The sequence below is a fragment of the Mesorhizobium sp. LCM 4577 genome, assembly GCF_001854795.2.
Taxonomy (GTDB): Bacteria; Pseudomonadota; Alphaproteobacteria; order Rhizobiales; family Rhizobiaceae; genus Mesorhizobium; species Mesorhizobium plurifarium.
In genome coordinates this window covers 354474-366395 of record NZ_MDDU01000002.1, presented here as the reverse complement: position 1 = coordinate 366395, position 11922 = coordinate 354474, and the positions used below count along the sequence as shown (strand labels likewise).

General features: G+C 65.8%; 11 protein-coding genes. 10 read left to right on the top strand and 1 reads right to left on the bottom strand.

All coding sequences use genetic code 11. From position 1 onward, the window contains the following. The first annotated feature begins 2 nt into the window (after positions 1–2). Genes cydB through LCM4577_RS06280 form a run of 3 tightly spaced genes read left to right on the top strand, consistent with a single transcriptional unit; the run spans position 3 to position 1809 of the window. Positions 3–1157: a cytochrome d ubiquinol oxidase subunit II gene (gene cydB, locus LCM4577_RS06290; protein ID WP_071070615.1), complete on the top strand. Its 1155-nt coding sequence runs from the start codon at positions 3–5 to the stop codon at positions 1155–1157. Between the two features lie 25 nt (positions 1158–1182). Next, positions 1183–1314, top strand: coding sequence for a cytochrome bd-I oxidase subunit CydX (gene cydX / locus LCM4577_RS06285; protein WP_071032755.1), 132 nt, complete (start codon positions 1183–1185; stop codon positions 1312–1314). 24 nt (positions 1315–1338) lie between these two features. Beyond that, entirely contained in the window at positions 1339–1809 is a 471-nt protein-coding gene (locus LCM4577_RS06280) for a hemerythrin domain-containing protein (RefSeq protein ID WP_244508233.1), read from the top strand. Between the two features lie 40 nt (positions 1810–1849). On the opposite strand, the gene LCM4577_RS06275 is transcribed toward LCM4577_RS06280, so the two are convergent. Then, positions 1850–2575, bottom strand: coding sequence for a Crp/Fnr family transcriptional regulator (locus tag LCM4577_RS06275; protein WP_071070613.1), 726 nt, complete (start codon positions 2573–2575; stop codon positions 1850–1852). Between the two features lie 162 nt (positions 2576–2737). Here LCM4577_RS06275 and LCM4577_RS06270 point away from each other — a divergent pair, with 162 nt between their 5' ends. The 7 genes from LCM4577_RS06270 (at position 2738) to LCM4577_RS06240 (ending at position 11905) form a co-directional block, all read left to right on the top strand. Continuing rightward, positions 2738–3340, top strand: coding sequence for an ANTAR domain-containing response regulator (locus LCM4577_RS06270; protein ID WP_071070255.1), 603 nt, complete (start codon positions 2738–2740; stop codon positions 3338–3340). Positions 3341–3342: 2 nt separating this feature from the next. Beyond that, positions 3343–4572: a CmpA/NrtA family ABC transporter substrate-binding protein gene (locus LCM4577_RS06265; RefSeq protein ID WP_071070254.1), complete on the top strand. Its 1230-nt coding sequence runs from the start codon at positions 3343–3345 to the stop codon at positions 4570–4572. A 321-nt stretch (positions 4573–4893) separates the two neighbouring features. Continuing rightward, positions 4894–5061 (top strand): hypothetical protein, encoded by a 168-nt coding sequence (locus tag LCM4577_RS06260; RefSeq protein ID WP_198540249.1) that lies wholly within the window; start codon positions 4894–4896, stop codon positions 5059–5061. A gap of 52 nt (positions 5062–5113) precedes the next feature. Next, positions 5114–6415, top strand: a complete 1302-nt coding sequence (locus LCM4577_RS06255) for a nitrate/nitrite transporter (protein WP_071070252.1) — start codon at positions 5114–5116, stop codon at positions 6413–6415. Positions 6416–6431: 16 nt separating this feature from the next. Next, positions 6432–8882, top strand: coding sequence for a nitrite reductase large subunit NirB (nirB, locus tag LCM4577_RS06250; protein ID WP_071070250.1), 2451 nt, complete (start codon positions 6432–6434; stop codon positions 8880–8882). Positions 8883–8902: 20 nt separating this feature from the next. Further along, positions 8903–9232: a nitrite reductase small subunit NirD gene (gene nirD / locus LCM4577_RS06245; RefSeq protein ID WP_071032765.1), complete on the top strand. Its 330-nt coding sequence runs from the start codon at positions 8903–8905 to the stop codon at positions 9230–9232. A gap of 3 nt (positions 9233–9235) precedes the next feature. Then, positions 9236–11905, top strand: a complete 2670-nt coding sequence (locus LCM4577_RS06240; RefSeq protein ID WP_071070248.1) for a nitrate reductase — start codon at positions 9236–9238, stop codon at positions 11903–11905. Positions 11906–11922 lie beyond the last annotated feature (17 nt).

Genomic DNA, 11922 nt, shown 5'->3' with positions numbered 1-11922 from the left:
CGATGATCGAATTTCTCTTGAACTATGAAACGCTGCGCGTGATCTGGTGGATACTGCTCGGCGTGCTTCTGATCGGTTTCGCGGTGACCGACGGGTTCGACATGGGCGTCGGCACGCTGCTGCCCGTCGTCGCCAAGACGGACGCCGAGCGCCGCGTGGCGATCAACACAATCGGCCCAGTCTGGGAAGGCAACCAGGTATGGTTCATCCTTGGCGGCGGCGCTATCTTCGCGGCATGGCCGGCGCTCTATGCGATAAGCTTTTCCGGCTTCTATCTTGCCATGTTCCTTGTGCTTTTGGCACTGATCATGCGCCCCGTGGCCTTCAAGTACCGCTCGAAGCGGCCGGATCACGCCTGGCGCACGCGTTGGGATTGGGCGCTGTTCGTGGGCAGCGCGGTGCCGGCGCTGATCTTCGGCGTTGCCATCGGCAACACCTTGCAGGGCGTGCCGTTCCACTTCACGCCGGACCTGCGCCCGATCTATGAAGGCAGCCTCTTCGGGCTGCTCAATCCGCTGGCGCTCTATTGCGGCCTGGTTTCGCTTGCCATGATGGTGACGCATGGCGCGGCCTGGCTCACCTTCAAGGCGGAAGGGATGGTCGCGAAGCGTGCCCGCGCCGTCGGCACGCGCTCCGCAATCATCACGGCGGTGCTCTTTGCCGGCGGCGGCGTGCTGGTCTGGCTCGGCCTGCTCGGCGGCTACCAGGTGACATCGCCGATCGTTTGGGACGGGCCGTCCAATCCGCTGATCAAGACCGTAGTGGCGGACGGCGGCGCCTGGCTGGCGAACTTCCATGCCCATCCCATGCTCTGGATCGTGCCCGCGCTCGGCGTCGCCGCGCCGCTGCTTGCGGCCGCCGGCTTCCGGGCGCGGCTGGAAGGCTGGACCTTCATTGCCTCGAATCTCGGCGTCGTGACGATCATCGCGACAGTGGGGCTGGCAATGTTCCCGATCCTGTTGCCGTCGAGCAGCAACCCCGGCCATTCGCTCGCGGTCTTCGACGCCTCATCGAGCCGCGCGACGCTGCGCAACATGCTGATCGCCACGGTGATCTTCATGCCGCTGATCCTTGCCTATACCGCCTGGGTCTACCGCGTGCTGTGGGGCAAGGTCGGCGAAAAGAGCGTCGAGAAGGCGGGCTCGTCCGCCTACTGATCGAACTGAATAGGAGAAACAAGCCATGTGGTATTTTTCCTGGATGCTCGGCCTCGGACTGGCCGCATCCGTCGGCATCCTCAACGCGCTCTGGTACGAGTTGCGCACCGTCCGCGAACAACCGGTCGAGGACACCGTCGCCTTGCCCACACCTTGAGCCGGGCGCGACGGAGGAGCGATCATGACGGGCGTCAAGCCGGAGGAGCCGCTGCACAGCCCGGCGGATATGAGGCGGGCTCATGTGCAGAAACTCGCGCTCTGCCACATGCTCGAAGGCATTGCCGACGATCTGCCGTCGCGCGTCGATCGGCTTCAGTGTCTCGCGGTGGCGGCCGACCTCCTGCCATTGCTGCGCGAGTGCCACCGCTTCGAGGAAGAGGTCGTCTTCCCCGCCTTTGTGCAGCAGACCGGCGAGGAAGACACCGTCGCGCGACTGAAGCTCGAGCATATGGAGGACGAAAGCGCGGCAGCGGATCTCGGCGAGGCGCTTCTAGCCTACGGCCATGGGCGGCTGATCGAGAATCCCGAGGCATTCGGCTACATGCTGCGCGCCTTTTTCGAATCGATGCGCCGCCACATCGCCTTCGAGCGCGAGCATGTGCTGCCTGAGATTGTCCGCGCTCACGGCAGCGGTTCCGGCAGGACTTCGTAGCGGCTGCCGTACCGGCTTGTCTTGGGCGGCCAGCCGAGGATCAGTCTCCGGCCCGCGCCGCCAGACGCCCGATGTCGCCGACGATGACGTGGCGGTTGTTCTCGATACGGATCACGTTTTCGCCGCGCAGCCGCGTGATCTGCCGGCTTACCGTCTCAATGGTAAGGCCGAGAAAATCGGCGATCTCGGCACGTGACAGCGGCAGCTCGAAAGTGGAGTCCCGACGCTCCGGTCCGGGTGCCGGATCGATGTTGCGCGCGATCATCAAAAGGAAGCTCGCGATCTTCTCGGCCGCGGTCTTGCGGCCGAGCGCCACCATCCAGTCGCGCGCCTGGTCGAGCTCGCGCAGCTTCTGCTCGAGCAGGCGATGCTCGAGATCCGGCTGCTCCTTCATCATGCGCTCCAGCGCCTGCCGCGGGAACGAGCACAGCTCGACCTCGGTGGCGGCCTCGACGGTGAGCGTGCTCTCGCTCTGGAAGGGCCTGCCGAGGAAATCGGGAGCGAATTGCAGGCCGACGATCTGCTGGCGGCCGTCGGAAAGCGTCTTGGTCAGCTTCGCGACGCCTGAAAGCACGTTGGAAAAGCGCTCGACGCTCGTGGAATCGCCCACCAGTTCCTTGCCGGCCTCGGCCTTCTGCCGCTTTGTCGATTTGGCAAGCGCCAGGAGCTGCTCGGCGTTGAGCGCGCCGCATATACCGCGGTGCCGCGCCTCGCATGAAACGCAGAGAGCCGGTATGCCTGTCGTGTGAATGTCTTCGCGCACGATGGAACAGCTATAGTGTTCCCGCCGTCCGCCAGCAACGCGCTCCGGGGGCGCGATAGCGTCGCAGCCCGCGCTGGCCCGACGAAGCTGCCTTTCGTGAGGCCGGGGCCATCTTTCGGTGGACTGCCGCATTGCACAATTGGGGCCTGCCTGCACAATAGAGGCATGCTGGCCGGTTCGTTGACCATCCTTGTTATCGACGAGAACCGCATCCGCGCCTCGATCATCGAGGCCGGATTGCGGGATGCCGGCCATCGTCACGTCACCGTGGTCCATGACGTGGCAGGCATAGCCAAGCGCATCGCCGCGCTGGAGCCGGACGTCATCGTCATCGATCTCGAAAATCCGAACCGCGACATGCTTGAGGACATGTTCCAGCTTTCGCGCGCGGTGAAACGGCCGATCGCCATGTTTGTCGATCGCTCCGACCGGGCCTCGATCGAGGCGGCCGTCGATGCCGGCGTGTCCGCCTATGTGGTCGACGGGCTGAAGAAGGAGCGCATCAAGCCGATCCTCGACATGGCTATCAGCCGCTTCAACGCTTTCTCGCGCATGGCGCGCGAATTGGAGGAGGCGCGCAGCGAACTCGAGAACCGCAAGGTCGTCGATCGGGCCAAGGGCATCTTGATGAAGTCGCGGGGCTTAAGCGAAGAGGCGGCCTACGCGCTCCTGCGCAAGACCGCCATGAACCAGAACCGCAAGATCGCCGAGATCGCCCAGAGCCTGGTGACGGCGGCAGGGCTGCTGGGCCCGCTGGAGGGCGAATGAGCATGAGCGCCGCGCATCAGATCACCGCCGGCTTCATGCCGCTCTTCGATAGCGCCGTCCTGGTCGCCGCCGCCGAGATGGGCTTTGCCGCRCATGAGGGCATCGATCTCAAGCTGCAGCGCGAGACCTCTTGGGCCAATATCCGCGACCGCATTGCCATCGGCCATTTCGATGTCGCGCATATGCTCGGCCCGATGCCGCTTGCCTGCAGCCTTGGCCTCACGCCGCTTGCGTCGGAAACCATCGTGCCCTTCTCGCTCGGGCTCGGCGGCAACTGCGTCACCGTATCCAACACGGTGTGGCAAGGCATGGCGGCGCAAGGGGCTGCGTCCGACCTCGACCCGGCGCGCGCCGGCGCCGCGCTCGGCGCGCTGATCCGCGAGCGGGCGGCCGCCGGCCGCCGCGAACCTCTGCGTTTCGCAGTCGTGCACCCCCATTCCGGGCACAATTACGAGCTGCGCTATTGGCTCGCCGCCTGCGGCATCGATCCCGACCGCGACATCGAGATCGTCATCGTGCCGCCGCCCTTCATGGCCGATGCGCTCTCCGCCGGCCGCATCGACGGCTATTGCGTCGGCGAGCCCTGGAACAGCGCCGCCGTCGCAGCCGGCACCGGCCACATCGTCACCGTCAAGGCGCTTTTGTGGCGCAACAGCCCGGAAAAGGTCATCGGCGCGCGCAGAGCGTGGGCCGAGCAGAACCCGGAGGCGCTGGCGGCGCTCTTGAGGGCGTTGCATCATTCGGCGCGCTGGTGCCAGGATCCGGCGAACCGCGGCGAGCAGGCCGCGCTGATGGCGAGGTCCGCTTTCCTCGGGCAGCCGGAGGCGATCCAGATGCCGGCGCTCACCGGACGCCTTCAGCTCGGCGGCGGCGCGGAGCGGAGCGTGGAGGATTTCTTCCTGCCCTTCGACAAGGCGGCGAACTTTCCCTGGAAGAGCCACGCGCTCTGGTTCTACACGCAGATGGTGCGCTGGGGACAGTTGCCGCACACGCCGCAAAATCTCGCCATCGCGCGCGACTGCTACCGGCCCGACCTTTATCGCTCGGCGCTGAAGCCCCTCGGCGTGGCGTTGCCCGGCGCCAATGCCAAGGTCGAAGGGGCGCTGAAGGTCGCGACACCGGTCGGCTCGGCGGGGGCAAGCCTCGTGCTCGGCCCGGACGGATTTTTCGACGGCCAGACCTTCGATCCGGACCGGATCGATGCCTACATCGCCGGCCAGAAACGCGTCTGATCATTTGCGCGTCAATCTTGTGCATTGCACAAAATTTATGCGGCATGTCTAAGCCATTGATCAATGTTTGACCGGCTTGCCGCTCGGCGCGGTCGAAGGTCAAAATTCCTACAACATTGATTTTCCTTGAATTTCTCTCTCTGCGTGAAACTGGCACGCTTCGTGCTTTGACATAATCAAGCCCGTTCGCGGGCAATGGAACAGGCGTCCAATGGTGGGCGCCACAGGCAAAGCTGCCGCTCAGGTCATCACGCGATCCCGGATGTACGGACGCGAGAGGGCCTGGACGGCAGCTTTTTTCGTTTTGGACCGGAGACCACGATGACCAGACGGATCGGACCCTCGCTCAAGGATTTCACCCGCCGCGATGTCGTGGCGAGCAGCGCGCTGACGGCGGCGCTGTTCGTCGCAGCGTTGCTGCTGTTCCCAGCCAATCACGAAACCGAGGACAAGGGTGCGCAAGTGACCGCGCAAGTCCCGTTGCGCTGATCATAATCGACACAACACGCGGTGCCTCCGACGCCGCAAACCGGAGCCAGTCATGACCGCCAATCTCCCAGCCGCGCAAAGCCAGGACAGCAGCTCCCGGCAGGCGCTTGTCATATCCACCATCGCCTTCACCGTCTGCTTCGCGGTGTGGACGATCTTTTCCATCATCGGCGTGCGCATCAAGCAGGAGCTTGGGCTGAACGAGACCGAGTTCGGCCTCCTCGTCGGCACGCCGATCCTCACCGGCTCGCTCGTGCGCACCGTGCTCGGCGTCTGGACCGACCGTTATGGCGGGCGGCTGGTCTACACCATGACCATGCTCGCGGCGGCGGTCGCGACCTTCCTGCTCGCTTTCGCGCATAGCTACGAGCAGATGCTGCTTGCCGCGCTCGGCGTCGGGCTTGCCGGCGGCTCCTTCGCCGTCGGCGTCGCCTATGTCTCACGCTTCTTCCCCGCTGGAAAACAGGGCACGGCGCTCGGCATCTTCGGCGTCGGCAATGTCGGCGCCGCGGTCACCAAGTTCCTGGCGCCGCTCGTGCTGCTTGCCTGGGGCTGGCAGTCGGTGGCGCTGATCTGGGCGGCGGCTTTGGTCGTCATGGCCATCGTCTTCTGGTTCACGACCGACGACGATCCGGTCATCCGCGAGCGCCGCGCCGRCAAAGCAGCACCCGCGAGGAGCTTCTGGCAGGAATTCGCGCCGCTGAAGAACCTCCAGGTCTGGCGCTTTGCTTTCTACTATTTCTTCGCCTTCGGCGCGTTCGTGGCGCTGTCGCTCTGGCTGCCGCGCTACCTGATCGGGGTCTATGGCTTCGGCATCGCCACCGCAGGCATGATCGGCGCCGCCTATTCGATTCCCGCCAGCATCTTCCGCGCCTATGGCGGCGTGTTGTCCGACCGCATCGGCGCCCGCACCGTGCTCTACTGGACCTTCAGCGTCTCTGCCGTCGCGACGCTTGTTCTGTCGCTCCCCTCGGCAGACTATGTCGTGCGCGGCATCAGCGGGCCGATCCCCTTCCATGTCGAGATCGGCCCGCTCGCCTTCATCGCCGTCGCCTCAGTGCTCGGCTTCTTCATGAGCCTCGGCAAGGCCGCCGTCTACAAGCACATCCCCGTCTATTATCCGCAGAACGTCGGCGCGGTCGGCGGCGTCGTCGGCATGATAGGCGGCCTTGGCGGCTTCATCCTGCCGATCGCCTTCGGCGCGCTGAACGACCTCACCGGGGTCTGGTCGAGCTGTTTCATGCTGCTGTTCCTGATCGTCGTCTCCTGCCTCGTCTGGATGCACGTCACCATCCGCCGGATGGAGCGCGCGGCCGAGGTCGAGAGCCCGTCCCTATCCTACGCCGCCGAATAGATCGGAGCAGACCGACATGAGCGAGAAACTCGTTATCATCGGCAACGGCATGGCGCCGGGCAGGATGCTGGAGCACCTGCTGGAAGCAGCGCCCGACCGCTACGTCGTTACCATCTTCAACGCCGAGCCGCGCGTGAACTACGACCGCATCATGCTGTCGCCGGTGCTGTCGGGCGAGAAGGCGTTCGAGGAAATCGTCATCCATGGCGACGGCTGGTACATCAAGCACGGCATCACCCTCTACAAGGGCCATCGGATCGTCGCCATCGACCGGGACGCCAAGACCGTCACCTCGGACCATGGCGTGACCGAGAGCTACGACCGGCTGGTCATCGCCACCGGCTCAGTGCCCTTCATCATTCCGGTGCCCGGCAAGGACTTGCCCGGCGTGCTCACCTACCGCGACCTCGACGACGTCAACGCCATGCTGCTTGCGGCGCAGTCGCGCGCCAAGGCGGTCGTCATCGGCGGCGGCCTGCTCGGCCTCGAAGCCGCGGCAGGGCTCAAGGAACGCGGCATGGACGTCACCGTGCTGCACGTCATGCCGACGCTGATGGAGCGCCAGCTCGACCCGGCCGCCGGCTACCTGCTGCAGAAGGCCGTCGAGGCGCGCGGCATCAAGGTCATGACCAAGGCCAACACCAAGGCGATTGTCGGCAACGGCAAGGTCGAAGGCGTCGAGCTGATGGACGGCACGATCATCCCGGCGACGCTGGTGGTGATGGCGGTCGGCATCCGCCCGAGCACCGCGCTTGCCAAGGAGGCCGGGCTCGAGGTCAATCGCGGCATCGTCGTCGACGACCGCATGCGGACATCCGATCCGGCAATCATGGCGCTCGGCGAATGCGCCGAGGTCGGCGGTCATGTCTACGGTCTGGTCGCCCCGCTCTACGAGATGGCGCGGGTCGCGGCGGCCGGGCTCGCGGATGGCGAGGACAGGCGCTTCGTTCACTCCGACACGCCGACCAAGCTCAAGGTCACCGGCATCGACCTCTATTCGCTGGGCGACTTCGCCGATGGCGAGGACCGCGAGGAGATCATCCTGCGCGACGCATCGGCCGGCATCTACAAGCGCGTCGTGCTGCAGGACAACCGCATCATCGGCACGGTGCTGTTCGGCGAGACGGCCGACGGCGCCTGGTTCAACGACCTCAAGAAGAAGGCGACCGACATTTCCGAGATGCGCGACACGCTGATCTTCGGCCAGGCGTTCCAGGGAGGCGCTTCCTCGGACCCTTTGGCGGCCGTTGCGGCACTGGCGGATGATGCGGAAATCTGCGGCTGCAACGGCGTCTGCAAGGGCAAGATCACCGGCGCCATTACGGCCAAGGGGCTGACCGGCCTCGACGATGTGCGCGCGCATACGAAGGCTTCGGCCTCCTGCGGCTCGTGCACCGGTCTGGTCGAACAGCTGCTAAAGCTCACGTTGGGCGATGCCTATAATCCGGCGGCAGTGCAGCCGATATGCGGCTGCACGAGCCTTGGCCATGACGACGTGCGGCGCCTGATCAAGGCGAAGGGCCTGAAGACGATCCCCGCCATCATGCAGGAGCTCGAATGGAAGACCTCCTGCGGCTGCGCAAAATGCCGGCCGGCGCTCAACTATTATCTCGTCTGCGACTGGCCCGACCAATATGCCGACGACTATCAGTCGCGCTTCATCAATGAGCGCGTGCACGCCAACATCCAGAAGGACGGCACCTATTCGGTCGTGCCGCGCATGTGGGGCGGCGTGACCAGCGCCGGCGAATTGCGCGCCATCGCCGACGTGGTCGACAAGTTCGAGATCCCGATGGTCAAGGTGACCGGCGGCCAGCGCATCGACATGCTGGGCATCCGCAAGGAGGATCTTCCGGCGGTGTGGGCCGATCTCGGCAAGGCCGGCTTCGTCTCCGGCCATGCCTATGCCAAGGGCCTGCGCACGGTGAAGACCTGCGTCGGCTCCGACTGGTGCCGTTTCGGCACGCAGGATTCGACGGGGCTCGGCATCCGCATCGAGAAGTTCATGTGGGGTTCCTGGACGCCGGCCAAGGTGAAGATGGCGGTGTCGGGATGCCCGCGCAATTGCGCCGAAGCGACCTGCAAGGATGTCGGCGTGGTGTGTGTCGACTCCGGCTACGAGATCCACTTCGCCGGCGCGGCCGGCCTCGACATCAGGGGCACCGAAGTGCTTGGCCTGGCGAAGACCGAGGACGAGGCGCTGGAGGTGATCGTGGCGCTCGTCCAGATGTATCGCGAGCAGGCCCGCTATCTCGAGCGCATCTACAAATGGGCCAAGCGCATCGGCACCGCCGAGATCAAGAAGCAGATCCTGAACGACACCGAAAAGCGCCGCGCCTATTTCGAGCGCTTCGTCTTCAGCCAGAAATTCGCGCAGGTCGATCCGTGGTCRGAGCGGGTCTCCGGCAAGGACAAGCATGAGTTCCGCCCGATGGCCTCCGTCGGGTTCGCGGAGGCGGCGGAGTGAGTCGACAGGAAAGAGACGGCATGAACTGGATCGCCATCGGCTCCATCATTGACATCCCGCCGCGCGGCGCGCGTTGCGTGGCCACTCCGCAAGGCAAGATCGCCGTCTTCCGCACTGCGGACGACCAGGTCTATGCCATAGACGATCATTGCCCGCACAAGGGCGGGCCACTGAGCCAAGGCATCGTCCACGGCGCGGCGGTGACCTGCCCGTTGCACAATTGGGTGATCTCGCTGGAGACGGGCAAAGCGCTCGGCGCCGACGAAGGCGCGGTCACGACGCTTCCCGTCAAGGTCGAGGGAGACCGGCTGTTCATCGCGCTCGAAGCGCTGGTCTCGAAAGCGGCCTGAGGCATGGCAGAAGCACGCAAGGTGAGGACCACCTGCCCCTATTGCGGGGTGGGATGCGGCGTGCTGGCCGAGATCGCCGCGGACGGCAAGGCGACCGTCCGCGGCGATCCCGAGCATCCGGCCAATTTCGGCCGGCTCTGCTCGAAGGGGTCCGCCCTCGGCGAGACGCTCGGCCTCGAAGGCCGTCTGCTTCAGCCGGAGGTGCTCGGCAAGCCGGCGAGCTGGGACGAAGCGTCCGACCGCGTGGCCTCAAAATTCTCGCAGGCGATTGCCGAGCATGGGCCGGACGCGGTCGCGTTCTACGTCTCCGGCCAGTTGCTCACCGAGGACTATTACGTCGCCAACAAGCTGATGAAGGGTTTTATCGGCTCGGCCAATATCGACACCAATTCGCGGCTCTGCATGGCATCGTCCGTCGCAGGCCACCGCCGCGCCTTTGGCGAGGACATCGTCCCCGGCGTCTATGAGGATTTCGAGTGCGCCGATCTCATCGTGCTCACCGGCTCCAACACTGCATGGTGCCATCCCGTGCTCTACCAGCGCATGCTAGCGGCGCGCAGGAAGCGTGGGACGAAGATCGTCGTCATCGATCCGCGCCGCACCGCGACTGCCGACGAATGCGACCTGCATCTGGCGCTCGACCCCGGCACGGACGTGCTTATGTTCAACGGGCTGCTCGCATATCTCGTCCAGGCCGAGAAGATCGATACCGGATTTATCCGCGAGCATACGTCGGGTTTCGACGCCGCAGCCGGGCTGGCCGGCGCCGATGCACCGACGATCGCGCGTGTCGCGAAAGGTTGTGGGCTGGCGGCCGCCGATGTCCGGGCCTTCTACGATCTCTTCGCCGGCACCGAGCGGACCGTCACGGTCTACAGCCAGGGCGTCAACCAGTCGGCGCATGGAACCGACAAGGTCAACGCCATCATCAACTGCCATCTCGCCACCGGCCGCATCGGCAAGCCCGGCATGGGGCCGTTCTCGGTCACCGGCCAGCCGAACGCCATGGGCGGCCGCGAGGTCGGCGGTCTGGCCAACCAGCTTGCCGCGCATATGGACTTTGCGGATGAGGCCAACATCGACCGTGTCTCGCGCTTCTGGAACGCGCCCAACATCGCGCGGCGCGGCGGCCTGAAGGCTGTCGACATGTTCCAGGCGGTCGCCGACGGCCGCATCAAGGCGCTGTGGGTGATGGGCACCAATCCCGCCGTCTCGATGCCGGATGCGTCGCGCGTGCGCGCGGCGCTAGCCAAATGCGAGTTCGTGGTGGTCTCGGACGTGACCCGCACCGACACCACGCGCTATGCCGACGTGCTGCTGCCGGCTGCCGCCTGGGGCGAAAAGGATGGCACGGTCACCAATTCGGAACGGCGGCTCTCGCGCCAGCGGCCGTTCCTGCCGCCGCCGGGCGCGGCGAGGGCCGACTGGCGCATCGTCTGCGAGGTCGCGGCCCGCATGGGCTTTGGTGATGCCTTCGCCTACCAGACGCCGGCCGAGATTTTTCGCGAGCATGCGGCGCTTTCCGCCTTCGAGAACGGGGGCGGGCGCCTGTTCGGTATCGGCGGCATGGCTGACTTCAGCGATGAAGACTATTCCGCCTTCGCGCCGCGTCATTGGCCCGTGTTGGAGCGAGGCGAGCAGCAGACACGATTGTTCGGCGATGGCCGCTTCCCGACGCCCGATGGCCGCGCGCGTTTCGTGCCGGTGCGGCAGGAGGCAACGGCTTTCGCGGTCGACGCGGACTACCCGCTTGCCCTCAACACCGGCCGGCTGCGCGATCAGTGGCACACCATGACGCGCACCGGCAACGTGCCGCGTTTGATGGCGAATGCGCCGGAACCGGCGGTCGAGCTCCATCCGGCGGATGCGGCCGCGCACCGTCTCAAGGATGGCGATCTCGCCCATCTGTCGACCCGCTTCGGCTTCGTCCGCGCCAGGGTGCGCGTGACGGAGGCGCAGCGGCGTGGCCAGGCCTTCATGCCCATGCATTGGAGCGGCCAGTTCGCGGCTAGGGCCGCAGCGGGCCTTTTGTCCTCACCCGTCACCGATCCGCATTCCGGCCAGCCGGAGCTCAAGCATGTCCCGGCCAGGATCGTGCGCGAAAACACCGGATGGACCGGCGTCCTCATCACGCGCCGCGATCTGAGGCCAACGGGCTTCGTCCACTGGAGCCGGCATGCGGTCGACGGCGGCTGGGTCTACGAGCTGACCGGAACCGAGCCGCCGGACCAGGGCATCCTCCTGGCGCGCAAGCTGCTTGGCGTGCAGCGACGGGATCAGCTCCTGGAGTACACCGATCGGCGCGGCCTTGCTTATCGCGCCGCGGCGATCGACGATGGCGGCGTCATGGCGGAAGCCTTGCTTGCCGCCGCTCCGGACCAATTGCCGGCGCGGGATTGGCTGGTGTCGTTGCTTGCCACGCGCCAGCCGCTGTCCACGGCCGATCGTCACGCGCTTCTGTCGGGACGCTCGCCGGTGCCCATGCCTGCCATCGGCCGCGTCGTGTGCGCGTGCTTCCATGTTGGCGCCAACCAGCTCGCTTCCGCGATCGCCGCCGGATGCGACAGTCTGGAAGCGATCGGTGCGAAGCTGCGCGCCGGCACCAATTGCGGCTCATGCCGGTCGGAGATCAAGGCGATGATCGATGCCCGCCCGATGCAGGCGGCGGAGTGAACCGTTCCTGTCACTGC

Bases quoted from the DNA above. Each gene is read 5' to 3' on its own strand.
- cydB (WP_071070615.1), top strand. From the start codon at position 3: ATGATCGAATTTCTCTTGAACTATGAAACGCTGCGCGTGATCTGGTGG.
- cydX (WP_071032755.1), top strand. From the start codon at position 1,183: ATGTGGTATTTTTCCTGGATGCTCGGCCTCGGACTGGCCGCATCCGTC.
- LCM4577_RS06280 (WP_244508233.1), top strand. From the start codon at position 1,339: ATGACGGGCGTCAAGCCGGAGGAGCCGCTGCACAGCCCGGCGGATATG.
- LCM4577_RS06270 (WP_071070255.1), top strand. From the start codon at position 2,738: ATGCTGGCCGGTTCGTTGACCATCCTTGTTATCGACGAGAACCGCATC.
- LCM4577_RS06260 (WP_198540249.1), top strand. From the start codon at position 4,894: ATGACCAGACGGATCGGACCCTCGCTCAAGGATTTCACCCGCCGCGAT.
- nirD (WP_071032765.1), top strand. From the start codon at position 8,903: ATGAACTGGATCGCCATCGGCTCCATCATTGACATCCCGCCGCGCGGC.
- LCM4577_RS06240 (WP_071070248.1), top strand. From the start codon at position 9,236: ATGGCAGAAGCACGCAAGGTGAGGACCACCTGCCCCTATTGCGGGGTG.